This window comes from Bradyrhizobium sp. NBAIM14 (assembly GCF_020193895.1).
In the GTDB taxonomy this organism is placed as follows: domain Bacteria; phylum Pseudomonadota; class Alphaproteobacteria; order Rhizobiales; family Xanthobacteraceae; genus Bradyrhizobium; species Bradyrhizobium yuanmingense.
Window position 1 is genome coordinate 1100745 of record NZ_JADYVQ010000001.1, and the last position, 22674, is coordinate 1123418.

At 65.1% G+C, this 22674-nt stretch carries 21 protein-coding genes; 11 read left to right on the forward strand and 10 right to left on the reverse strand.

Annotation, left to right across the window (positions count from 1 at the left end; all coding sequences use genetic code 11):
- The first annotated feature begins 520 nt into the window (after window positions 1–520).
- Both I6F28_RS05130 and I6F28_RS05135 read left to right on the forward strand, forming a co-directional pair.
- Window positions 521–1252 (forward strand): haloacid dehalogenase type II, encoded by a 732-nt coding sequence (locus I6F28_RS05130; protein ID WP_225139382.1) that lies wholly within the window; start codon window positions 521–523, stop codon window positions 1250–1252.
- Window positions 1253–1293: 41 nt separating this feature from the next.
- Complete coding sequence (locus I6F28_RS05135) at window positions 1294–1761, forward strand: YbaK/EbsC family protein (protein ID WP_035997420.1); 468 nt, start codon at window positions 1294–1296, stop codon at window positions 1759–1761.
- Between the two features lie 6 nt (window positions 1762–1767).
- Here the strand turns inward: I6F28_RS05135 and I6F28_RS05140 are convergent, their stop codons facing one another.
- Entirely contained in the window at window positions 1768–2106 is a 339-nt protein-coding gene (locus tag I6F28_RS05140; protein WP_035997417.1) for a hypothetical protein, read from the reverse strand.
- Between the two features lie 252 nt (window positions 2107–2358).
- Between I6F28_RS05140 and I6F28_RS05145 the strand changes: the two genes are divergently transcribed.
- The gene (locus tag I6F28_RS05145; RefSeq protein WP_225139383.1) at window positions 2359–4974 is read left to right on the forward strand and encodes an autotransporter outer membrane beta-barrel domain-containing protein; all 2616 of its coding nucleotides are present in this window, start codon (window positions 2359–2361) and stop codon (window positions 4972–4974) included.
- A gap of 6 nt (window positions 4975–4980) precedes the next feature.
- Here the strand turns inward: I6F28_RS05145 and I6F28_RS05150 are convergent, their stop codons facing one another.
- On the reverse strand, window positions 4981–5970 hold the full coding sequence (locus I6F28_RS05150) for a Bug family tripartite tricarboxylate transporter substrate binding protein (RefSeq protein ID WP_225139384.1): 990 nt from the start codon (window positions 5968–5970) through the stop codon (window positions 4981–4983).
- 134 nt (window positions 5971–6104) lie between these two features.
- Window positions 6105–6950, reverse strand: a complete 846-nt coding sequence (locus I6F28_RS05155; protein ID WP_225139385.1) for a hypothetical protein — start codon at window positions 6948–6950, stop codon at window positions 6105–6107.
- A 255-nt stretch (window positions 6951–7205) separates the two neighbouring features.
- On the opposite strand from I6F28_RS05155, the gene I6F28_RS05160 reads away from it, so the two are divergent.
- Window positions 7206–7463, forward strand: a complete 258-nt coding sequence (locus tag I6F28_RS05160) for a hypothetical protein (RefSeq protein ID WP_225111707.1) — start codon at window positions 7206–7208, stop codon at window positions 7461–7463.
- A 114-nt stretch (window positions 7464–7577) separates the two neighbouring features.
- Here the strand turns inward: I6F28_RS05160 and I6F28_RS05165 are convergent, their stop codons facing one another.
- Window positions 7578–8513, reverse strand: coding sequence for a LysR family transcriptional regulator (locus tag I6F28_RS05165; RefSeq protein ID WP_035997402.1), 936 nt, complete (start codon window positions 8511–8513; stop codon window positions 7578–7580).
- 115 nt (window positions 8514–8628) lie between these two features.
- Here I6F28_RS05165 and I6F28_RS05170 point away from each other — a divergent pair, with 115 nt between their 5' ends.
- Window positions 8629–9327, forward strand: coding sequence for a pirin family protein (locus I6F28_RS05170; RefSeq protein WP_225139386.1), 699 nt, complete (start codon window positions 8629–8631; stop codon window positions 9325–9327).
- A 45-nt stretch (window positions 9328–9372) separates the two neighbouring features.
- Window positions 9373–9972: an NAD(P)H:quinone oxidoreductase gene (gene wrbA / locus I6F28_RS05175; protein WP_057028278.1), complete on the forward strand. Its 600-nt coding sequence runs from the start codon at window positions 9373–9375 to the stop codon at window positions 9970–9972.
- A gap of 65 nt (window positions 9973–10037) precedes the next feature.
- Here the strand turns inward: wrbA and I6F28_RS05180 are convergent, their stop codons facing one another.
- From I6F28_RS05180 to I6F28_RS05195, 4 genes are all read right to left on the reverse strand, one after another.
- On the reverse strand, window positions 10038–10922 hold the full coding sequence (locus I6F28_RS05180) for a protein-L-isoaspartate O-methyltransferase family protein (protein WP_225139387.1): 885 nt from the start codon (window positions 10920–10922) through the stop codon (window positions 10038–10040).
- Between the two features lie 73 nt (window positions 10923–10995).
- The gene (locus tag I6F28_RS05185) at window positions 10996–12141 is read right to left on the reverse strand and encodes a GNAT family N-acetyltransferase (protein ID WP_225139388.1); all 1146 of its coding nucleotides are present in this window, start codon (window positions 12139–12141) and stop codon (window positions 10996–10998) included.
- Entirely contained in the window at window positions 12138–13490 is a 1353-nt protein-coding gene (locus I6F28_RS05190) for an O-antigen ligase family protein (protein WP_225111573.1), read from the reverse strand. The genes I6F28_RS05185 and I6F28_RS05190 overlap by 4 nt, the downstream gene beginning before the upstream one ends.
- Window positions 13491–13493: 3 nt before the next feature.
- On the reverse strand, window positions 13494–14597 hold the full coding sequence (locus tag I6F28_RS05195; RefSeq protein WP_225139389.1) for a glycosyltransferase: 1104 nt from the start codon (window positions 14595–14597) through the stop codon (window positions 13494–13496).
- Window positions 14598–14847: 250 nt separating this feature from the next.
- On the opposite strand from I6F28_RS05195, the gene I6F28_RS05200 reads away from it, so the two are divergent.
- Window positions 14848–15834, forward strand: a complete 987-nt coding sequence (locus I6F28_RS05200) for a glycosyltransferase (RefSeq protein WP_225139390.1) — start codon at window positions 14848–14850, stop codon at window positions 15832–15834.
- Window positions 15835–15845: 11 nt separating this feature from the next.
- On the opposite strand, the gene I6F28_RS05205 is transcribed toward I6F28_RS05200, so the two are convergent.
- Window positions 15846–16874 carry a glycosyltransferase family 2 protein gene (locus I6F28_RS05205; RefSeq protein WP_225139391.1) on the reverse strand — a complete coding sequence of 343 codons (1029 nt, stop codon included), beginning with the start codon at window positions 16872–16874 and terminating at the stop codon, window positions 15846–15848.
- A 322-nt stretch (window positions 16875–17196) separates the two neighbouring features.
- On the opposite strand from I6F28_RS05205, the gene I6F28_RS05210 reads away from it, so the two are divergent.
- From I6F28_RS05210 to galE, 4 genes are all read left to right on the forward strand, one after another.
- Complete coding sequence (locus tag I6F28_RS05210; RefSeq protein WP_225139392.1) at window positions 17197–17997, forward strand: class I SAM-dependent methyltransferase; 801 nt, start codon at window positions 17197–17199, stop codon at window positions 17995–17997.
- Window positions 17998–18288: 291 nt separating this feature from the next.
- Window positions 18289–20664 carry an exopolysaccharide transport family protein gene (locus I6F28_RS05215; RefSeq protein WP_225139393.1) on the forward strand — a complete coding sequence of 792 codons (2376 nt, stop codon included), beginning with the start codon at window positions 18289–18291 and terminating at the stop codon, window positions 20662–20664.
- Entirely contained in the window at window positions 20657–21460 is an 804-nt protein-coding gene (locus I6F28_RS05220) for a WecB/TagA/CpsF family glycosyltransferase (RefSeq protein ID WP_035997366.1), read from the forward strand. Before I6F28_RS05215 ends, I6F28_RS05220 begins: the two co-directional genes overlap by 8 nt.
- 17 nt (window positions 21461–21477) lie before the next feature.
- Window positions 21478–22470, forward strand: a complete 993-nt coding sequence (gene galE / locus I6F28_RS05225; protein ID WP_035997363.1) for a UDP-glucose 4-epimerase GalE — start codon at window positions 21478–21480, stop codon at window positions 22468–22470.
- On the opposite strand, the gene I6F28_RS37440 is transcribed toward galE, so the two are convergent.
- Window positions 22467–22595: a hypothetical protein gene (locus I6F28_RS37440; protein WP_276573414.1), complete on the reverse strand. Its 129-nt coding sequence runs from the start codon at window positions 22593–22595 to the stop codon at window positions 22467–22469. The two genes, galE and I6F28_RS37440, sit on opposite strands and share 4 nt — an antisense overlap.
- Window positions 22596–22674 lie beyond the last annotated feature (79 nt).

Here is a 22674-nt window from a genome sequence, read left to right on the forward strand (position 1 = left end):
AACTCCCTGTACGAAGCTTCAAGGGCCGCGAGCTGTCGTTCATACGAGGGTCTCATCGGCTCGAATAGGTTCTTGGGTCAAAGAATGCAGCGAGAGCGGAGACGACAGCGACAACCGCCAAGAACAGGACCGTGGTAGGATCGATGAACAGATACAAGACTGCCAGTATTCCGGCGACGGTCAGAGCTGGTCCAATGAGCGCAGGGTGCGTCTTAAGCCAGTTGATCACACTGTGGCGGACCTGAGGGACGTAGGCCGTAGCCGCGAGGAGAGCGACAAGTACAACAAGCCATTTCGGCATGGGACGAAGCGCCTTATTGCCCTACAACTACAATAGCTAAGCACGCCCGCATGAAGAATAGAGTTCAAATTATAGCGACTACCCGGCAATGTCTGTCTTGGGTCACAAGCTGCCGATCACACCTGCAGTGGCAGACGTCCGCTTTGCTCTGGTAAGCTGACGAATTATGCGCACGCCCCAATGGGAGTTCCTGTGACCACAACCCCGGAAGGACAGCCAATGCCCATCAAAGCCGTCGTCTTCGACGCCTATGGCACACTCTACGACATCCAGTCGGTCGCTGACGTCACTGAGGATGCGTTTCCCGGCTACGGCGAGATCATCACGCAGGTCTGGCGCATCAAGCAGCTTGAATACACCTGGCTGCGCTCGCTGATGCAAGCTTACCAGGATTTTGACGCGGTCACGCGCGACTCGCTCGCCTATACGCTGCGTGTGCTCGGACTCGCCTATGAGAGCGAGGCATTCGAGCGCGTCATCGAGAAATATCTGCATCTCGATCTCTATCCGGATGCGGCCGAAACGCTTGCGGCCTTAAGACCGCGCAAGCTCGCCATCCTCTCCAACGGCAGCCCGGACATGCTCAATGCGCTGGTACGCAATTCCGGGCTCGACCGCCTGCTCGATGCCACCATCAGCGTCGACGCGAAAAAGATCTTCAAGCCGAGCCCACAGGCCTATGAGCGGATCGGCGAGGTGCTCGGCACCGCGCCTGATGAGGTTCTGTTCGTCTCCTCCAATCCCTGGGACGCCGCCGGGGCAAAATCGTTCGGACTGAAGGTTGCCTGGATCGAGCGGGTGACGCCCGAAGCGATGGCGCTGGCTTGCGTCGAGAACGAACTCGTGGCACCGCTCACCATGTTCAAGGCGATCCGCACCCAGATGGACGAGCTCGGCTTTGAGCCGGATCATCGCGTCCGCGCCCTCTCCGAGTTGCCGGGAATCACTTAAGGGTCGTCGCCCGCCTGTAAGATTGGAATGAGCTGCCCGGAATGAGCCTGGAATCCGTTCGCGCCTTCTTCGCCGAGAAAGCCCCCGACATTTCCGTCATCGAATCCCCGATCAGCTCCGCGACCGTGGCGCTGGCGGCCGAAGCCTATGGTGTCGAGCCCGGAATGATCGCCAAGACGCTGAGCTTGCGGATCGGCGAGCGCGTGATCCTGATCGTCGCGGCCGGCACCTCGCGCATGGACAACAAGAAGGTCAAGGCGCAGTTCGGCGGCAAGCCGAAGATGCTGGGTCTGGAGGAAGTCGCCGACATCACGGGACACGAGGTCGGCGGCGTCTGCCCGTTCGGCCTGAAGTCGCCGCTGCCGATCTATTGCGACATCTCGCTGAAGGCCTTCGATGTCGTGGTGCCGGCTGCCGGCTCGACCCATAGCGCGGTGCGCATCACACCGGAGCGGATGGCCGAGCTGACCGCGGCCGAATGGGTCGACGTCTGCGAGCACAGGCCCTGAGCGGGGCTATTCGTCCTCGTCGTAAGGCCGCTGTGGAGGCGGCGGAGCAATGTAGCGTGGTGGTGGCGCGGCGCGACCGCGCGGAACCTGTTGCTGCGGCGGCATCTGGTTGCTGGACTGGAACACCGCACGGCAGCCGCTCGAGAGCTGTGGCGTATTCTGCTGCAAGCAGGCCACGATGCGGTTCACGTCGGGAATCTGATCGCTGCACAGGCGCCACACATCAGGTGTGCAGGCCATCTGCTGTTCCATCGTGCCGCGGTATTCCTGCGCGGATGCAGCGCTGTGCGCCATGATGCCGCCGACCGCAAGCGCCACACCTAGCGCGATCCGCTCTGTTCGCATGTCCAGATCCTTCCCAAGTCTCTCGAATTCTCTTCAATCAATGAGACGCGAGCTTGTTCTGGACCAACAACAAAATGTGAAAAGCGCGACTGGAACCATGGCAGCTCCCGCTGACGCCTTGGTCCGTGGCGCCCCAGCAACAGGGCAGAAGCAAACCGGCCTCTTGCGCCTTTCGCCATAAGGCATTTCGCCTGACGCCAAGAATCATCACGGCGCTCCCGCTAGCAATGGGCTGCAATGAGGGGAATGTCGATGCCGACTGCAAGACCGGTCTGTGCGCAAAACGTCGCCACGGCCGCAATCTTTCGCCGCAAGCTGCTGGTCACCACCGCGCTGGCGCCCCTCGTGCTGGCCTTCCTGGTCCTGACGTCCAGCCCGGCGCGCGCCGCCTGCACCGTGGCCGGCACCGGCACGATCGGCGCACTCAATTCGGGCGATGTCGCAACCTGCACCGGCCTCGGCAACACCGATCACATCAACGCCACCGGCGGCACCAACGTCACCGTCAATGTCGGCGACGGCACCACGACATCGCTGCTGCCCGGCGCCGGCATACCTGCGATCGTTTTCGACGCCACCATCGCCTCGCATGTCACCGTCAACAATCAGGCGACAGTCTCGACCTCCAGCGGAGCGGTTCTGCTCTCCAACGGATCGACCCACAACAATGTGACGGTCGCCGCCGGTGCGATCGCGGAGGGTACGGGCAACGCCGAAGCAGCCATCGTCATCGACAATTCGAACGACAACCTCCTCAACATTCGCGGGACGGCCGTCGGCACCGGAGGAAACACGACGGGACTGCGGATCAGCGGGACGTCGAGCGGCAATGTCGTCCTCGTCTATGACAGCGGATCGATCGGCGGCGGCCATACCGGCGTGCAATTCATCGCCGGCGGCAATTCGCTCGTCAATGGCGGCACGATCTCCGGCGGCTTCTTCCTCGCCATCCAGGGCTCTTCCGGCAGCGACACCATCTTCAACGCCGGCACCATCTCGGGCGGCGGCAGCGGAGCGATCGAGCTGAATGGCGGCGATGATCAGCTCGGCCTCGCGCCGGGCGCGACGATCACCGGGAATGTTCGCGGCGGGAGCGGTACCGATACGCTGAACTTCGGCAGCATTGGCAGCGCCATGTTCGACCTCGGCAATCTCGGCCCCGGCCTGCAATATGACGAGTTCGAGCAACTGAAGAAGAACGGCAACTCCGTCTGGACGCTGACCGGCACCACCGCCTTCAACGGCGCGACGACAGTGGACGCGGGCGGCCTGGTCGTGAACGGCACATTGCCCTCGGTCGTCACGATCAATGGCGGCTATCTCGGCGGCACCGGCACCGTCGGCGGACTCGTCGTCAACAATGGCGGCATGGTCGCGCCCGGCAATTCGATCGGGACGCTCAACGTCAACGGCAACGTCGCCTTCAATGCCGGCTCGACCTTCCAGGTCGAGATCAACCCCGGCGGCCAGTCCCACAGGATCGCAGCGACCGGGACCGCCACGCTCAACGGCGGTACGGTGCAGATCGTGCCGCTCGGCGCAGGCTTTATCGCCAACACGCAATACACCATCCTCACGGCGGCGGGCGGCGTCAGCGGCACGTTCGCCGCGCTCACGAGCTCTAGCAGCCCGCTAGTCACAGGGCAGCTCAGCTATGACGCCAACAACGTCTACTTCCTGCTGCAGCAGATCGGCGGCTTCGGAACGTTGTCGGGGCTGACGCCGAACCAGGCCGCGGTGGCCGGCGCACTCGACCAGGTACAGCTCGGCGGCGCATCGGGACCGCTGGCCACTGCGATCAACACACTCGCCGCGCTCAATACGCCAGGCATCAAGGCCGGCCTCGACGACCTGGCCGGTCAAATCCACGCCAATGGACGCCGCTTCGTTGCGGATCAGGCCGACATGTTCCAGAGCTTCATGTGGAATGCCGGGACGCAGTCGCGCGGCGAGACCGTTCGGATGACCGCGTCCGCCTACGCGCCGGAGCCCAGGGACCCGATCGGCAAGGCGTTGAACCGCCGCCGCGCGGCGCCGATGCAGAGCGTCTGGTTTGGCGGCTATGGTAATTGGGACAAGGTGGCCGCGAGCGACATTGCCTTCGGAACCAACACGACCATCGCCGGCGCCGCGCTCGGTGCCGACCTCTGGCACATGCCGGGCTTTACGGCAGGCCTCGCGGTCGGCGCATCGACCGGCCAACTGCGAATGACCGGCCGCGCCGACCGTATCGAGGCCAATGCCGGGCATGCCGGCGTCTACGCGCGCGGCGAAGCCGGCGGCTTCAATCTCGCATCGGCGATCAGCTATTCCTTTGCGGCGCTCGACTCCTCGCGCACGATCGCGTTCCTCGGCGAGACGGCAACTGCCGCCTCGCGTGCAAACACCTTTGCCGCTTCGCTGGGCATCTCGCGGCCGTTCCAGACCGGATGGGGTCTTGTCGCCGAGCCCTTTGCCAAGGCTGATTGGTACGCGACACGCCAGGGCAGTTTTTCAGAGGCAGGTGCGCCGGGGGTCAATCAGCTGGTGCGAGGCGGCAGTTTCGACCTCGGCTATGGCACGGCCGGCCTGCGCGGCAGCCAGCGCATGATGATGCCGAATGGCCACGCGGCACAGTTCGGCGCGACCATTGCCGTTCGTCATGAGTTTACCGGCAGCGCGGCAACCACGACGGCGGCGCTGGAGGGCGCACCCGGCATTCCGTTCGCGATCACCGGCGTCGAGCGCGCGCGCACGGTGGCGCTTGCCGGCGCCGAAATCCGGTGGGACCTGACGACCGCGACATCGTTCAAGGCCTCGTACGAGGGCGCGTTCGCGCCGGGATACGACCGTCACACGCTGCGCGGCCTGGTCCGCAGCGAATTCTGAACGGCCCTACTCCACCTTGCCGATCTTCTTCACCGCCGCGATCAGCCGCTTGCTGTCGGTCGCGACGAACTCAGAGAAGGCCGGCGCGTCCTGATAGGCGACGAGGCTGCCCGAGGTCTCGAATGCCTTGAGCACATCAGGGCTCGTCATCACTTGCGTCATCGCCTCGCGCAGGCGGATCGCGATCGGCGCAGGGAGAGCGCTCTGCGCGAACAGCCCGGCCCAGATGTAAAACTCGACATCCTTGTAGCCGAGCTCCTGGAAGGTCGGCACATCAGGGAAGCTCGCGATGCGCTGCGCGCCGCAATTGCCGAGCACGCGCAGCTTGCCATCGTCGACCTGCGGTTTCAGCGTGCCGGGTGCGGCGGCGATCGCCTGCACGGTGCCGCCGAGGATCGCAGTCAGCGCAGGACCTGCGCCGCGGAACGGCACGTGCAGCAGCTTGATGCCGGCGCTGCTCGCGAACATCTCCATGGCCACATGCAGCGTGCCGTACGGCCCGGACGAGCCATAGGCGATCTGGCCCGGCCGCTTCTTCGCATCCTCGACGAAATCCTGCGCGGTTCTCCAGGGCGCCGAGGCCGGCACCGCGAGCAGCGTGGGATCGGCGAGCACGCGCGCGATCGGCATGAACTGCGAGACCTCGTAGGCGACGGGTCGGTCGAACAGCCGGTCGGCCTCGGGGAGCACCGCGAGCGAGGACAGCGTCATCAGCAGCGTGTAACCGTCGGGCTCGGCACGCGCGGCCGCGGCATTGCCGACCGATCCGCCGCCGCCTCCCGCCCGGTTGTCGACGATCACAGGCTTGCCGAGGATCCGCTCCAATGCCGTCGCGACCGGTCGCGCAGCGAGATCGGCCTGTCCGCCGGCCGGGAACGGAACGATCATGGTGATGTTGCGCGAGGGGTAAAGAGCTTGGGCAAAGCTTGATCGAGAGCAAGCGGCCTGTGCGAGGGACAGCACGGCAGCGGCCTTCAGAAGTTCGCGGCGGTTCATTGGTGGGTACCTCCCCGATTGTTTTCGTGATTGGGAGGCAGCCTAACCGGAATGGATTGTGTTGCGATAGCCGTGCGCTTGCACCCTCCCCGGCGGGGCCTGGAGGGGGCGGCCGGTTGGCCGCATCTCCCCAACTACTGCGACTGCAACAGGGTGGGCAGGCTCTTGTCGAGGACGTTGCCGAGCAGTTGCCGCGTCGACGCGCGCATCACTGGATTGTTGGCGGCTTCCGGCGGTTCTGGCCACTGCGCCCAATCGATACGCAGGGCCGGCGGCCCGGTCATAAAGTTGCTTCCGCTGATCGAGCCTTCGCCGCTCTTCAGAATATCGAAGCTTTGCCCGTCATGAACGTAGATCCGTATGACCGCGTAGATGTCGGCGATGTCGTACAGCGGGCTGACCTTCATGACACCGATGCCGAAGAATCCACCCTGGCGTATTCCCTTGATCACGACGACATAGCGTTTGCATCCGGCCTGACCGGCAACTTGGCGGACGATGGCGCCGGCCTTGTCGCTGCGAACGAACATGCCAAGCCCGGGATCGTAGGAACTGAATGCGGATCTATCGGCAGCGATCCTGCGGACGACAAAACCAGAGCCGACCGCGGCCCTCACACGTTCGACAACGAGGTCATCGAGCCCGAAACCGTCGACCGGAACCTCCTTGTTCTCGTTGCCGAACACGGTCACGCCGATCTTCTTCACGATGAAGCGATCGCCCAGCAGCGATATCACGCCGACGCACGGTCCTGCAGCTTGCGGCGTGGACTGCGAAGCAGGTGCCGGCTTGGGAGGCGCGTTCTTTGCCGGCTTGGCAACCGTCGCCGGCTGGTTGGTTTGCGCCTGCGCGGGGCCGGCCAGGCACAGTGCGAAGAGTAAGAGGCAAATAAGACGAAGCATCATGTAGCGGTCGTCGGGTTGTTGAGAAACGGGAAGCAGGAAACAGAACGCGGCGCGGGTATAGACAACAAAGTTCATGACCGCAACGCGAGGGCCCTAGCGTTTCTTCAACTTGGCAAACTGCCTGGGCAAAAACTCCGTCAGCGGCAATGCCGCAGCCGCACGCAAGAGACCGCGTCGATCCATGATTTGCCCTCGCCTGATTTTCTTGTTTCGCTGCCAGGCTAACGCGCCAGGCGGCAAGAACAAGACGTTTACGAAGCGTTAGCCATATCGGGCTCCTTCAGGAACGCATGTCCGGGCCCGCTGTTGCCTTCCCAGGGAGAGTGGATGATGCGGAATCTGGCGACTATCGACGTTGCGCTGGACGAGATGCTGGTGAATCTCGCAGCGATCGTGTTGCGGCTTTCGACGCCCGAATTGACGCGAACGCCGGAAGCGCGGCGCGCGCTGGCGCGATCCGTCCATCAATATGGTGTGTGTGCGGCGCGGTCGAGCGACCCACGCGTTCACGAATTGAAGGCGCAATTGGAGGGGACGCTGAAGCCAAGCCTGCGCGTCGTCGCGATCCATGGCGTGAAGGTGTCGTAGTTCGTCATTGCGAGGAGCTCTTGCGACGAAGCAATCCAGAATCTCTCCGAGGAGACATGCTGGATTGCTTCGCTGCGCTCGCAATGACGGAGAGCGTTGAAGCCGCGCGCGCTCCTACGACGCTTTGCTTTTCCCGCGCGGCCGGCGCTTGCACGTGCCCGGCAGCTTCGCTGCGAGGAAATCGGCGAGCGCTTCGACGCGCGCGGGGCGGGGGCCGCCGGGCGGGGTCACGAGGTGCACGGCGCCTTCGGCCTGCTTCCAGTCCTTCAGGATGACTTCGACCTCGCCCGACGAGATCGCCTCACCGACGATGAATTCCGGCAGCTCGGCGATGCCGAGCCCCGCGATCAACGCCGGCATCACAGCTTCGCCGTTGTTGACGCGAAGCTGGCCGCCCGGGCGCACGCTGGCCTGCTCGCCGGCCGAATTGGTGTAGTGCCAGGCGTTGGGCGTGGAGAGATAGGCGTAGCTGAAGCATTTGTGCGCGGCGAGATGCATCGGGTGCGTCGGCCGGCCGTGTTTCTTGAGATAGGACGGCGCGGCGACCGTGTACCGCGGCATGGTGAAGAGCCGCCGCGCGATCAGCGAAGAGTCCGGCAGCCGCGCGATCCGAACCGCCATGTCGAAACCTTCGCCGATCAGGTCGACGGTCGCATCGCTCAAATGCAGATCGACGGAGACTTCCGGATAGGCCTGGAAGAACTCGGGCAGCAGCGGCGCCACCGCCTTGATGCCGAACGTCATGGGGACGGCGAGCCGCACCAGGCCGCGCGGCGCCACCGACTGCGCCAGCGCCTCGTTCTCGGCGGCCTCGCCGTCGGCCAAGAGGCGCGTCGCGCGTTCGGCCAGCTTGTGGCCGGCATCGGTCAGCGCGAGCCGGCGCGAGGTGCGGTTGAACAGCCGCGCGCCGAGCCGCTCCTCCAATCGCGTGACCGCCTTGGACACCGTGGCCTTTGACATCCCGAGCTCGCTCGCAGCCCCCGCAAATGATCGCAGCTCCACGACTTTGGCGAAGATCGCGAGCGCTTCGAAATCTGGAAGTTTTGCCATGGCAGCCGGTCCCGATGGGGCATTTAAGGAAACAATGCGTTTCGACAGTTTCTATTTCTATACCACAGGCGAAGGCTTATCCAACAGGTCAATCCGACATCAAGGAATTGCACAGATGATCGAACTCAGACCTTTCGCGAAGCTCGGCGGCGCCGATCACGGCTGGCTCAAGGCCAAGCATCATTTCTCGTTCGCTGGCCATTACGACCCGAACAACATGGGCCACGGCGCCTTGCGGGTGTGGAATGACGACGAGATCGCGCCGAACACCGGCTTTCCCGCCCATCCCCACGCCAACATGGAGATCATCACCTATGTGCGCGAGGGCGCGATCACCCATCAGGACAGCCTCGGCAACGAGGGCCGCACCGAAGCGGGCGACGTGCAGGTGATGAGCGCCGGCAGCGGCATCCGCCACTCCGAGTACAATCTCGAGCCGACCAGGACGCGGATCTTCCAGATCTGGATCGAGCCGGCGATGCGCGGCGGACAGCCGACCTGGGGCTCGAAGCCGTTTCCGAAGGCAGACCGCTCCGGCAGGCTCGTCACCATCGCGAGCGGCTTTGCCGGCGACACGGACGCACTGCCGATCCGCGCCGATGCCCGGGTGCTCGCCACCACGCTGAAGGCGGGCGAGAGCGCGGAGTATGAGCCGCAGACGTCGCGACATCTCTACCTGGTGCCGGCGGCAGGCGTTGTCGAGGTCAACGGCGTCCGCGTCAATGCCCGCGACGGCGCCGCGATCCGCGACGAGGCCAGGCTGAAGATCACGGCGCTCGAAGATTCCGAGCTCGTGCTCGTCGACGCGGCGTGACGATCAAGCAGCCAATCACCTCACCCAATCCCAACGGAGACCACCATGACCAAAGTTCTCGTCCTCTATTATTCCGCCTATGGCCATATCGAGGCGATGGCCAATGCCGTCGCCGAAGGCGCGCGCGAGGCCGGCGCGACCGTTGACATCAAGCGCGTGCCCGAGCTGGTGCCGGCCGAGGTCGCGAAAGCCTCCTATTACAAGCTCGACCAGGCCGCGCCGGTCGCCAAGATCGAGGACCTCGCCAATTACGACGCGATCATCGTCGGCACCGGCACCCGCTTCGGCCGCATGGCCTCGCAGATGGCGAACTTCCTCGACCAGGCCGGCGGCCTCTGGGCCAAGGGCGCGCTGCACGGCAAGGTCGGCGGTGCCTTCACGGCCACCGCGACCCAGCACGGCGGCCAGGAGACCACGCTGTTCTCGATCATCACCAACCTGCTGCATTTCGGCATGGTCGTGGTCGGCATGAACTACGGCTTTGCCGGCCAGATGAAGCTCGACGAGGTCACGGGCGGTGCGCCCTATGGCGCCACCACGATCACCGGCGGCGACGGCAGCCGCCAGCCCAGCGCCAACGAGCTCGCCGGCGCGCGCTACCAGGGCCGCCAGATCGCGGAGACCGCCAAAAAGCTGCATGGCTGATGCGACCCGGGCGGCATTCTCAGTCGGGAATGCCGCCCCAATCCGGGATTGGGACAGGATCACCGTTATATCTGCGTGATGTCGGCGTGAGGCCGAACCGGCTCCGTCGGTAGAGGTGCGGGCGCCGTCGAAAGCCACCAGCCCTCACCGGCAAACCAGCATGTCTCGTCGGGGGCGCCCTCTCTCCGCAACGACTGCACCCCTTCCCAACCTTTCGCGAACGCCTCACCCAATCGCCGGCCGGCCTCGGCATCCTGCAATCCCGCGCAGCCGATGAATTGGGCGCGGCTGAGGAATTTCGCCGGCCAGATCGCACCGTCATCCGGCCGGGTGATCATCAACATGCCGCCGAGCATGCCTTCGGGCGCGAGCGGAAACACCAGCCGCCCGCCGGGCCGCAGCACATTGAGCCATTCCGCCGCCGGCTGTGCCGCGCCCGCGCAGACATAGATCACGTCGGCCGCCGGCAGATCCGCCGCGATGCCCGAGCGTCCGCGCACGTCCACATGGGCGACGTCCTTCAGATTGTCGCGCGCAAGTCCCGCCAGACGTTCATCGATCTCATAGGCGTGAACGCGACCGCCGGGACCGACGAGATGCGCGAGAATCGCGGTGTAATAGCCGCTGCCGGCGCCGATCTGGACCACGGTCTCGCCTTCCTTCACGGCGCAGCCGCTGAGCCAATAGGCGTGCGCTCCGGGCATGCCGATGTTCAGACCGCGCGCCGGGTCCAGCGCCAACAGCGCGTTCTGATAGAGGAAGGCGGGATCATCGTCAGGCGTGACCACATAGGGATGACCGCCGAGACAGATCGACCACGGCCCGGGCCCGGCGAACGGCTCGCGCCTGACGGTCCGAAAGGCCTGCTCGAGGCGAGGGTCTGCAGCCTTCGCAGCACCGCAAATCAGCTGCGCATAGAATGCACGATATTTTGCCGAACGGTCTTCCATGTCGTCTCCGCTATTGCGGCGACGATAGCACATCGAACGCGATGTTCGAGTGACCTTGCAACCCTGCGTGGCGTCAGCGCGCTCCCTTGCCCATCGCCCTCGCCGCGAGGGAGGCGAGCTTCGGATAGCGCCGAAGGCCCTGCGCGACGTGATCGCGCCAGGCGAAGGGCAGGCCGCGCCAGGACAGCGCGACGCTGACATCGGTCAGCGGCACCCTCTCGGCGCCGAAACGGCGCTTGTAGGCTTGATTGCCGACGCTGAGGTCGAAACGGCGCACGCCCAGTGCATGCAGCGCAGCCATGGTGCGCTCGATGACGAGCAGACCCGGCGAGCAGTTCGACCATGGATCGCCAGCATGGCTGATGCGCAGCAAGACATAGGTCGCACCGTGCTTGACGCCAAATGCGGTGGCAACGACGCCTTCGTCGCAGACCAGCGCCGACACCATGGCATAACCTTCCGCGAGCCCGTCGTGAACGACTGCGCGATAGAATCGCGCATGGGTCTCGTCGTTGAGAACGAACCGCGAGCCGAGCTTTTGCATGCGTGCCTGCTGCTGGAGATCCATCACGTCCAACAGCTCGTGCGCACGCCCGACATCGGCGGCGATCTCGAACCGCGCACCGGCAAGACGGCTGAAGACCCGCCAGCAGCGCGGCATCTGCAGGCGCTTGATCGCGGCCTGATAGCCGCCATAGTCGTCGCCCATCAACACGAGATTGCCGTTGAGCGAGGAGGATCCGATCCGGCCGAGCGATACCAGCGGGTTCGGCTTGCCGCCGACCTCCGCCGGCATCTTCTTCAGGCGGAGCAGATCGAAACGGTCGGGCAGAGCGCGTAGCGCGCCGATCAGCGCCGTGTTGATCGCGTCCGTCGCGCCCGCATCCAACGCGGCATCGAGCGCCAGGATCGGTGCGTTGTTGTCGGAGACGCCGAGGTCCGCGAACTCGACGATGCGGATGCCGCGCCTGACATGGCTGATCATCGGCACGATTGCGATGTCCTTGCCGGTGGTAGCATCGGAGATCACGGCGATCAGTGGCGCGACGTCGTGAAACGACTCGTACCAGGCGCCGAGCCAGTCGGCATGCTGGAAGGCGGTGCGGTGCCCGGCGCTCAGGCGCGAGGCCGCGTGCCGCCAGTCACGCAGGAAATCGACCGCGATGGCCGACGCGCTGGACGCAAGATCGTCGGGCTGATCAACGCTGAGGAAGGTCATGCGCGGGGCTCGGTCTGCTCGATGCATTGGAACCTCGCCAGGAAGTGCAGGCCGGCCACCGCCAGCGCGAACATGAACCAGATCGGATTCTGTCGTTCGAGCAGGAAGGTCTCGGTGGCACCGTAGTACAGGCCGAACAGCCACACGGTCAGGAACAGCTTGGCCAGTGCGCCACTGCGGCTGTGAGCCTGCGCCGTCTGGAAATTGCGGAGCGGGGCGAGCACGAAGATGAGGATCACCAGCAGCAGCCCCGGCAGACCGATCGTGACCGCGAGATCGAGGTAGCTATTGTGGCTGTGCGCCGCCGATGTCGCCCATTCGGCTCCTTCCGCGGTGGCCCGCGCACTCACGTCGTCCCAGAACGCAGAATAGCCGTGGCCGATGATCGGCTTCTCCGCGACCGCCGCGAGCGCGAAGTCCCAGATCGCGGAGCGTCCGGTGAAGGTGGGATCGAGCGGAAGCAGCCGTGTCATCGCCGCCAGCACCGGACTGACGACACTGCCGACGGTCAACAGGTTCATCGCAACCAGCGGCACGAAGCAGATGAGCCGCTTCAGCCACAGGCTTGGCGTGACATAGACCAGCGAAGCGAGCACGTAGATCGCAAGGCACAGCACCGAGGACGTCTTGCCGCCGGTGAAGATCAGGAAGGTGCCGGCCAGCACGGCGATCACAGGCCCCATCACGAACGAGCCTACGGCGGACAGGTAGATGCCGACATAGACCAGGATGGTCATCACGGCGGAGGCGATGTTCTTGTGGCCAAAGCTGCCGCGCCAGTCGCCGGCAAGCTGCGGCTCGGTGACGTCGAGCGCCGTGTGGACCGCATATTGCGGCGCGAGGAAGACGCCGAGATAGCACAGCGCGAGCAGCACGAGCGCGGCGCCGCCCAGGCAAAGGTTGAAGCTGCGCCGCGTCGGCGGCAGCAATGGCAACACGATGGCGAGCGACGTCACGCTGACCGTGAGCACGAATCGCTGCATCGAAACGCCGCGGCTTTCCGAGAACACGATGTTGATCACAAGCCAGACCAGCAGGCAGAGATGCAGCGGCGTCACCAGGCTCTTCAGCGCGAGCGCATCGGTGGCAGCGACACACAGTATAGCGACCGCAGCCAGCAGACCCCAGGCGATATAGGTCAGCGCCATTCGTCCGCCGACGATCATGGTGACGTCGGGATTGCGCAGGTCCGGGAACGGATCGAGTGTCACCAGCACCAGCAGCAGCGCCCCGACCGCGACGAGGCAGCGCGCCACCTGCACGGCATCGAGCCCTGCGAGGCGATCACGCAGGATATGGCCGAACGATCGGGCCCCGACGTCGGTCATGTTGGCGGCACTGCGGTCCATGGCTCAAGACATTCGGTAACGCCAGTGAAGCTTGGGGTCGCGGCTCAACCCTTCCGAGGCTTCGTCAACGGGTCTTGCGGAGGTCTGCGACATCGCGGGCTGCCGCATGATGCTCCGCGCGATCTCGTAATATTGCAGCGCCCGTTGCTCCAGCGTGAGATTGTCCAGGATGTAGCCGCGCGGATCGAACGCGCCCGCGGTGCACCCGGCCCAGAAATTGTCCCAGCCCGTCTCGAAGCCGGCGATGTCGGTGAACTTGACCCCGCAGCGTTCGTCCCAGTACGGCACCGACGACACTGGCGCGAACTGCACGCGATGCGGATAATAGTCGGGGTCGCGCCATGGCCCGCCCGGATCCCAGGCAAACACCGGCACGCCGCAGGACAAGGCCTGCTGATAGGCGATGCCCTGGCTCTCGCTTTGGCACAGGAAGATCATCGCGCGCGAACGCGCGAGCGCCGCCTGAAAATCGGCTTCCTTGTAGCTGCCGTAGCGCAGCTCCGTGAACGAGCGGCCTTCCTTGACGAGCCGGGCGCGCACGGGCTCGATCATCTCCGACGCGTAGCGCTCGCGGTCCCAGTGGACCTTGTCGTAGATCAAGACATCGACGGTCTTTTGCGCTCGAGCCGACGGCGCCCAGAGATTCGTGTCGATGCCGACAGGCCAGGCCTCGGTCTCGGGCCAATATGGCCGGTACATATCGACGTACCAGGGACCGGGCACCACGACCTTCTTCACCGGCAGACGCTTGAATAGATCAAGGTCGTCGAGCGGATGATTGTGGACGGCAGCGCCGAGCAGGATCGGGTTCTTCCATAGGAACTTGTCGAGCAGGAACGTGCGCCCGACGATACAGGCAAGCTCGTGGGGATGTTCCGCGATGTAACCGTAATCGTTGACGCGGTAGCGGATGCCGAGCCGGTCGAGCCCCGCACAGAGATTGAGGAACACGCGCAGCTGGCCACTCATGCGCGGCTCGCCGAGCAACAACCGGCGGGCGATGCGACGCAGATGCCTGTCGCCCGGAAACCAGCGGTCATCCTTGTCCTCGTAAAAGAGGTTCAGGATCATCGTATCGGGGGCGTGTTCGAACGTGTTTGCGGGCACGGGATTCCATCCGCGGCAGTCCGATGCGCATTCTCGCACGAGGCAGTCCGCCGCACTCTTCCAAATTTGCCACAGGCTTAATGCCAGCGGCTTAACGTTATTCTACGAAACCGGCGGCACACGGCCCTTCTCGGCAACGGTTCGAGCGGAATGCGAGTATCATGCGCGCACGCCGGACTTGCAGATCGCCAGCATTACCAGCGCGGCACATGGGGTCCTGGTTAACGGATCATTAAAGGCGAGCCGTAGCTTGATCACCGCTGAAGAGGTTCTCGAACTGCCAGCCGCCTCCCGCGCGGCAGCGCCGGCGCGCTTGCCGCTTCAGGTCGGCTCGACCACACCGGTATCGGTCGTCATTCCGGCCAAGAACGTTGCGGCCTATGTCGGCGAAACGCTTGCCAGCGCTCTGGCGCAGCGCGAGGTGACCGAGGTGATCGTCGTGGACGACGGCTCGGACGACGAAACCGTTGCGATCGTCCGCGGCATGCGTGACCCGCGGCTGCACTTGTTCCACAACGATTCCGCGGGCGTATCGGCCGCACGGAATCTCGGCGCAAGACAGGCAAGCGGCGAGTGGTTGCTCTTCCTCGATGCCGACGACCGCCTGCGCTCAGGCGCGGTGGCGGCGCTGCTCGCTGCTGCGCGTGGCGCGCCGCGCGCCGTCCTCGTCTATGGCGATTACAACACGATCGACAGCGAAGGCCGCCAGATCGGCCGGCGCGGCCTCTTGAAGGGGCGCCGGAAGCCGTCCGGAGACGTGCTGACGCGGCTCGCCGCCGGCAATTTCATCGTCAATGGCGGCATCGCGCTCGCACGCGCGGAAGCTTTCCGCGCCATCGGCGGCTTCGATACGTCCCTCAAGTATTGCGAGGACTGGCATTGCTGGTGCCGCCTCGCTGCGATCGGGGAGTTCGCGTTCGCGCCAGAGCTGTTGCTCGATTATCGTCTTCACACCACCAACACCATGAACGCCGCGATCCGGACGCCGAAGGACTTCTTCCCGGCCATCGCGCGGGTGTTCGATGACGGATTGATCCTGGCGAGATTGCCCGAGCACATGACAGCCGGGCTGCGCCTTGCCGCTGAGATTCATCTCGTTACCTACTCGGCGATGCAAGCGGTCCGCTTCGGCAGGTATCGCCAGGCGTTCGCTTATCTCGCGATGATCGGCCGGCAGTCGCTCAAATCGCTGCCACGCTCGGCAATCCGGGTCGCCCTCGCCCGTTTCGGTATCTAATCCTCGCCGCGTCAGGACGCGATCTTCGAGGCCTCGTAAGGCTTCGGCTCGAGGCCGAGGGCCGCCAGGGCGGCGCCAGACGCAACCATCACGGGATGCATCGCGACGACGGCTTTCGACGACGGCAACAAGGCGGCGGCGCGAAGCAGCGACAGCGGCAAGCGGCCCAGCATCTGCGCAAACACCCGCGCCCGCGCTGCTGCGCTCGGGGCGGCTTTGTACTGCACACGATAATTGATCGCGCCGATGCGCAAGCCGCGCTTTGCGATCCAGCCGAGGCTGGTGCGGCTACGCGGCACGGTCTCGGTGATGACGGCCTCCGCCGTCCAGTGGAACAGCATACCGGCGTCACGGCACCGCACGAAGAAATCACAATCGCCGCCGCCAAGAAAATTGAAGCGCAGGTCGAACGCGGGACGGTCGAACCGCTCGAAGGCGGCCCGCGTGATCAGGCAATTGCCGCAGCCGTAGATCAGCGGCACCGCACCGCTGTAGTCGTAGGCGGGACAGAAGGCGGGATGACGCGAAAGCCAGGGCTTGCTGTCGTCGTCGAAGCCCGGCAGCACCGGCCCGCCAACCACTTCGGCGCCGGTCGCCTCCGCGGTGCGGACCATCAGTTCGAGCCAGTCGCTTGATGCGATCTCGTCGTCGTCGATCATCAGGAAACGGGTGGCGGCGGGAAACAGCTGCTGCGCCGTCTCGAAGGCAGCATTGATCGCCTGGCAATTTCCCTGTCGCTTCTCGATCAGGCAGACGCCCTGAAGCCTCCCATCGGCCAAGAACTCCGCAGCAACCGGCGCGCTTTCGCGCCGCACCGCATCGTTCTCGACCATGACGACGGCAAAGGAACGCGGGGTGCGCTGGTTCGCGAGCGACTCCAGCGTCAGGCGCAGGTGTTGCGGACGACGGAAGCATGGAACGCAGACGACGATGCCGACCGACAGGTCGATGACGCGAGAGCTCGCCACGATCTCCCGGTTGGGATCGCGCACGGCATCCGCGATCCGGGCCGCAGACAGGTCTGTCGGGATCAATGTCATGAGATCTAGATGTCCGAGATGTATTGAAGAATCCCTGCTTCGATCGCGCGTCCCACGACGGCACATCGCCGCGGGACAGATGCGTTTCAAAATGAACGGCTGCCGCGCGGCACATAGCCACCAAGTTCGCCGCGCGTCGTGCTGCAATTGGCGGTCCATGCGCCGACAGCGCTCCAACATGAACAATACCGTAGTTAATGCGCATGCGCATTAACCGGGCCGTAAGCACTGCGACCGGTGAGACGGTGCGGCATCGGATTTGCTCTTCGGGCAGGCGCATTTTTTCCTGTAAATTTGAATAGAACAAGCGCGGTCAGAATCCATGAACAAGCCAGCCCCGATCGATTTCGCGACAGCCACGGCGATCCAATTCCCCGCGGCTGCACCATATGCCGAGGCGCTCCATGATCTCGTTCCGGGCGAAGCCCGCGACAGCCTGCTCGCCGTCCACGACGTGCTGTGCCGCGAGCTGCCGCAGGGCCGCCTCGCGATCTATGAGGCGGGCGGCGGCTCGTGCAGCGTTCTGCCACCGGAATTGCTGAGCCGCAGCAAGGTCACCGTGGTCGACATCGACGAGGACCAGGTCCGCAACAACACCTACGCCGACGAGGCGATCCTCGGCGACGTCCAGACCTACAGCTTCGCCCGCGAGACCTTCGATCTCGTGATCTGCTACAACGTGATCGAGCACTTGCCCCATGTCGACACCGCGCTCTTGAACTTCCGCGATGCGCTGAGGCGCGGCGGGATGATCCTGATCGGCGCACCGAATCCGCGCTCGCTCTCCGGGGTCGTCACTAAATATTCGCCGCACTGGTTTCACGTCTGGTTCTACCGGCACATCCGCGGCATCAAGGACGCCGGCCTGCCGGGCGAGCCGCCGTTCCCGACGTTCTTCCATCCGCTGGTGACGCTGCCCCGGCTGGAAGCATTCGCGGCCGCCAACGGCCTCGAGATGATCTATCGTCGTGAGGTCGAGAGTCCGCGCTATCCCGAGATGCGCCGGCGCAAGCCGCTGGTTGCGGCCCTGGTCGACGCCGGCGCCGCGGTGCTCAACGCCGTGCTGCCGCGCGGCACCGACGTCCGCCGCGGCGACTATCACGTCATCCTTCGGAGGATCTGACGGCGATGGCATGTGCGCGGCCCATCAACGGAAAAACGACGGCTCGCAGCCATGCTGCGCGCGGTAACGAACCGTTAATTCCTGGAAGCGGCGGGTATCGCGGGCGTCATAGGGACGCGCCAAGGGATGGCATGCGCTTAAACGCTTTGTTTGCCATTTCGGTGAATAGTCCCTCAATGAGTATGGTTAATTTTCCCTGTTGCGTTGATTGGGCACCTATATCCCGGGTGCGTGGCGTAAAGCGAAGAGTAACCCCTCAGCCCGCGGCACTTGGAATGAAAGCTGGGGATCATGCTTGATTATAGCCAGCCGATCGATCGAGCCAGACCGGAGGCCGCGCAACGGAAGCCTCAGGCCGGCTTCAACGTGCTGGAGCTCGCCAATCTGCTCTGGCGGCGGAAGGTCGCGATCGCCGCGGCCGCCCTGCTCGGTGCGGCGCTTGCCGTCACGATCGGCAAGAGCGTGACGCCCCGCTACACCGCCACCGCTCAGCTCTATGTCGACCCGCGCGAGCTTCAGCTCGTCGACCGCGAGCTCACGCCCCGGGCCCAGGACGTCACCGGCATGGCCATGGTGGTGGAGAGTCAGGCGCGCCTGATCACCTCCAACAGCGTGCTGCTCCAGGTGATCCAGCAGGCCGGCCTCGACAAGGATCCGGAATTCGGAGGCGGCGAGGCTGGGAGCCTGATGTCGTCGCTGCTCGGCCTGATCGGCCTGCAACCGCGCGCGCCCTCCGCTGCGGAGAAGAGGGAAGTGGAGCTCGCGGCGCTCGATGCGTTGAACAAGCACATCGCGATCCGCAAAACCGAGAAGAGCTTCATCGTCGACATCGAGGTCTGGTCGACGGATCCCGCCAAGGCGGCGATGCTCGCCAACACGCTGACCAATGCCTATCTCTCCGAATCCCGCAAGTCGCAGGCTTCGGCGGCACGGCGCGCCACCAACGATCTCTCCAGCCGTCTGAAGGAGCTGCGCGACCGGCTGCGTAACGCCGAGACCGCGCTGGCGACCTACAAGGCCCAGAACAATTTCGTCGGCACCCAGGATGCGCTGATCAGCGATCAGCAGCTCTCCGCCAGCAACCAGCGGCTTTCCGCGGCCCGCGCGGCGACGATGGACGCGCAGGCGCGGCTCGACCAGATCGAGGCGAGCCGCCGCACCGCTGCCGATGCCGGCGCGATTCCGGAGGCGCTGCAATCGCCGACCATTGCGAATTTGCGCGCGCAATATGCCGACGCCCGGAAGAAATATGCGGAGCAGGCCGGTGAGCTCGGCCCGCGCCATCCGGCGCTGCGCCAGACCGAGAAGCAGGTCGAGGACCTCAAGCGCACCATCAACGAGGAGATCGACCGCTTCGCCCAGTCCGCCAAGAACGATCTGACGCGCGCCCGCGACTTCGAGGCCTCGCTCAACCGCGCGCTGGAAGCGCAGAAGCGGCAGAGCGTTCAGCTCAGCCAGGCCGCCGTGCGCCTGCGCGAGCTCGAGCGCGAGGCCGACGCAAGCCGTGACGTCTATCAGTCCTTTCTCAAGCGCTCCCGCGAGACCGAGGAGCAGGAGAGCCTGAACACCTCGGCCGCCCGCGTCATCGGCGAGGCGACTGTGCCGCAGCGGCGCTCGTTCCCGCCGGCCATGAGCCTGTTCGCCATGATCGGCTTCATCTTCGGGGCGATCGCAGCATCGAGCTGGTTCGTCGTTGCAGATTTGCTTTTCGCCGGTGCAGCCGCGCCCGCGACGCCGACACCCGCCCGGCGTGAGCGCTCGTCGGCGCCGCAGGCGTCCCGAGCACCGGAGCTCCCGCGCGCTGCGGAGGTTGCTCAGCCGCGCCAGGCCCCGCGCGCTCCTAAAGCTGCGCCGTCGATGCCGGAGCTCGCCGCGCCCCCGCTGCAGCCTTCGATGGTCGAGCAGCCAATGATCGAGAAGCCGCTGATCGCACGCTTCCAGGAGGCCGACGTCATCCATACGCTCGGCGCCATACTTCCCACCGGCGGCGGCGTCGATCTCACACGGCTGGGTTGGCCGACGCTGCGCCCCGGCTTTCCCATGACGAGCTTGCTCAACGCCTGGCGCGACATGCGCGCCGCGTTGACGCGGCGCGCCGGCGGCAAGGCGATGCCGGTCGTCGCGCTCGTCGGCACCGGTAAGACCAGCGGCCGCAGCGTGGCCGCGCTGAACTTCGCGCTGGCGGCCGCACGCGACGGCGCCCGCGTGCTGATGATCGATGCCGACCATCAGGCGCGCTCGCTCTCGAACAGGGTCATCCGTCCCGGCAAGAGCGAGCCGAGCAGGCTCGGCTGGCTCTCGATCGGCAGCAAGGACGCGCGCGAGATCAAGACGGTAAACGGCATCTCGGTGCTGCCGGCCGCGGAAGGCGACGCCGGCAAGGCCGCCGATGCCATCCACAAGGCGATTGCGCAGGCCCGTTCCGCGGGAGGCTATGATCTCGTGATCCTCGACGGCCCGGCCATTCCGCTCGCGGCCGGCGGCCGCAAGCTGCTCGAGGACATCGACTCGCTGGTGGCCGTGCTGCCGACCAGCCTCGACGTCAACGATAGCCTGGAAGAGATCCTGGCCGCGCTCGGCCCGGCCGAGCGCAAGCTCGTCGGCGTCGTGCTCGACGAGCTCACCCCTGCAATGCAAACGCGCCAGCGAGGCAGACAATATGCTTGAGCGCCGCGTCAACCTCGACGGACGGGCAGCAACTGCCGAGGTGCCGAGAATCACCGTCGGCGGACTTCGCATGGCCGCGATCGACCTGGAAGAGACCGCCGATTTCATGATCGAGGCGACGAATCCCGACCATCGCATCGGCCGTCCGCTGTTCCTGACCTCGGCCAATGGCGAGGTGCTGGCGCGCTGCTCGACCGAGCCGCAGACCGAGCAGCTGTTCCGTGCCGCCGATTTGATCAACGCCGACGGACAGCCGCTGGTCGCCGCTTCAAAGCTGCAATCCTGGTTCCCGCTGCCGGAGCGCGTCGCAACCACGGACCTGTTCCACGTCGTCGCGCGCAAGGCCGAAGCCGCCGGCCGCACCTTCTACATGTTCGGCGCAAGCGAGGCCGAGAACGCCGCGGCGGTCGCGAACGTCCAGAAAATGTATCCACATCTCAAGATCGTCGGGCACAGCCACGGCTATCTGCGCGGCGAGGCGCTGCGTGCCAAGGTCGAGGAGATCAACGCCCTGGCACCGGACTATCTGTGGGTCGCGCTCGGTGTGCCCAACGAACAGGCATTCGTGAAGGAATTCACGCCGCATCTGACCAATGTTGGCGTCATCAAGACATCCGGCGGATTGTTCAACTTCTTGTCAGGCAGTCGTTCCCGCGCGCCGCAATGGATGCAGAAGATCGGGCTCGAATGGGCCTGGCGCACCTTGCTCGAGCCGCGCCGTCTGCTCTGGCGTTATTTGACCACCAACCCCCGCGCGCTCTATCTTCTCTTCAGCCGCAACCGGCCCCTCCGTTAAGAGAAGAGCAGAACGACATGACCGACCGACCGACCGTCCTCGTCACCGGGGGCGCTGGCTATATTGGCTCGCATGCCTGCCGTGCATTGTCCGCCGCCGGCTATCAGCCCGTCGTTTATGACAATCTCTCGACAGGTCATCGCAGCTTCGTATCCGGCCCGCTGGTGACGGGCGATCTGCTCGACGGCGCGGCGCTGGCGCGCGCCTTCGCCGACCACAAGATCGCGGCGGTGATGCATTTCGCGGCGGCGAGCCTCGTCGGGGAATCCATGACCGACCCGCAGAAATATTACATCAACAACGTTCAGGGCACGCTGTCGCTGCTGCAGGCGATGCGCAACGCGGGCTGCCATCGCATCGTGTTCTCCTCGACCGGCGCCGTCTACGGTAACGCCGATTCCAAGGCGCTGCCGGAAGACTTTCCTTGCGCGCCGATCAATCCTTACGGCGCGTCGAAATTGATGATCGAGCGCATGCTCGCCGATTACCGCACGGCCTATGGCTTCGGCGCGTTCTGCCTGCGCTATTTCAACGCCAGCGGCGCCGATCCGGCCGGTGGCATCGGCGAGCTGCGCGACAACGAAACCCACCTCATCCCCCGCGCGATGATGGCGCTTCAGGGCCATGTCGAGTTCGCGGTGTTCGGCGACGATTACGACACGCCCGACGGCACCGCGATCCGCGACTACATCCATGTCACGGACCTTGCGGCGGCGCATGTGGCGGCCTTGAGGCTCTTGGAGCAAGGCCATGCCGGCGGCAGCTTCAATCTCGGCACCGGCTCCGGCTTTTCCGTGCGCGAGATCCTCGACGCCATCAGGCAGGAGACCGGGCGCGAGGTGCCGCACACGATCAAGCCGCGCCGCGCCGGCGATCCCACCTTTCTGGTCGCCGATCCCTCTGCTGCAAGAAAGGTGCTGAACTTCGTTCCGCGTCACTCCGACCTACCGACGATCGTCCGCACGGCCTGGGCCTGGCATCAGAAGGCGCATCCGTTCAGGCCGCGTTAGGCAATCGCGGCTCCGATCGCTTGCTTGCCGTGCCCTGCAGCGGCTAGAATGACTTGTCGCGGCTGCGTCGGCTCATTGCCGGCAGCCGCACGTTCCGCATTGCCGACGACGACGTCGGCCTGCATGGTTCGGCTCGCTTGCACGAGCCGATTTTTCCGAACGACGTGACGATCAAATCAGCGTGTCGACCCGTCGTCGGACGCG

Bases quoted from the DNA above. Each gene is read 5' to 3' on its own strand.
- I6F28_RS05155 (WP_225139385.1), bottom strand. From the start codon at position 6,950: ATGAACTTTGTTGTCTATACCCGCGCCGCGTTCTGTTTCCTGCTTCCC.
- I6F28_RS05170 (WP_225139386.1), top strand. From the start codon at position 8,629: ATGATCGAACTCAGACCTTTCGCGAAGCTCGGCGGCGCCGATCACGGC.
- wrbA (WP_057028278.1), top strand. From the start codon at position 9,373: ATGACCAAAGTTCTCGTCCTCTATTATTCCGCCTATGGCCATATCGAG.
- I6F28_RS05130 (WP_225139382.1), top strand. From the start codon at position 521: ATGCCCATCAAAGCCGTCGTCTTCGACGCCTATGGCACACTCTACGAC.
- I6F28_RS05145 (WP_225139383.1), top strand. From the start codon at position 2,359: ATGCCGACTGCAAGACCGGTCTGTGCGCAAAACGTCGCCACGGCCGCA.
- I6F28_RS37440 (WP_276573414.1), bottom strand. From the start codon at position 22,595: ATGCAGGCCGACGTCGTCGTCGGCAATGCGGAACGTGCGGCTGCCGGC.
- I6F28_RS05165 (WP_035997402.1), bottom strand. From the start codon at position 8,513: ATGGCAAAACTTCCAGATTTCGAAGCGCTCGCGATCTTCGCCAAAGTC.
- I6F28_RS05220 (WP_035997366.1), top strand. From the start codon at position 20,657: ATGCTTGAGCGCCGCGTCAACCTCGACGGACGGGCAGCAACTGCCGAG.
- galE (WP_035997363.1), top strand. From the start codon at position 21,478: ATGACCGACCGACCGACCGTCCTCGTCACCGGGGGCGCTGGCTATATT.
- I6F28_RS05210 (WP_225139392.1), top strand. From the start codon at position 17,197: ATGAACAAGCCAGCCCCGATCGATTTCGCGACAGCCACGGCGATCCAA.
- I6F28_RS05140 (WP_035997417.1), bottom strand. From the start codon at position 2,106: ATGCGAACAGAGCGGATCGCGCTAGGTGTGGCGCTTGCGGTCGGCGGC.
- I6F28_RS05185 (WP_225139388.1), bottom strand. From the start codon at position 12,141: ATGACCTTCCTCAGCGTTGATCAGCCCGACGATCTTGCGTCCAGCGCG.
- I6F28_RS05215 (WP_225139393.1), top strand. From the start codon at position 18,289: ATGCTTGATTATAGCCAGCCGATCGATCGAGCCAGACCGGAGGCCGCG.
- I6F28_RS05150 (WP_225139384.1), bottom strand. From the start codon at position 5,970: ATGAACCGCCGCGAACTTCTGAAGGCCGCTGCCGTGCTGTCCCTCGCA.
- I6F28_RS05135 (WP_035997420.1), top strand. From the start codon at position 1,294: ATGAGCCTGGAATCCGTTCGCGCCTTCTTCGCCGAGAAAGCCCCCGAC.
- I6F28_RS05190 (WP_225111573.1), bottom strand. From the start codon at position 13,490: ATGGACCGCAGTGCCGCCAACATGACCGACGTCGGGGCCCGATCGTTC.
- I6F28_RS05205 (WP_225139391.1), bottom strand. From the start codon at position 16,874: ATGACATTGATCCCGACAGACCTGTCTGCGGCCCGGATCGCGGATGCC.
- I6F28_RS05160 (WP_225111707.1), top strand. From the start codon at position 7,206: ATGCGGAATCTGGCGACTATCGACGTTGCGCTGGACGAGATGCTGGTG.
- I6F28_RS05180 (WP_225139387.1), bottom strand. From the start codon at position 10,922: ATGGAAGACCGTTCGGCAAAATATCGTGCATTCTATGCGCAGCTGATT.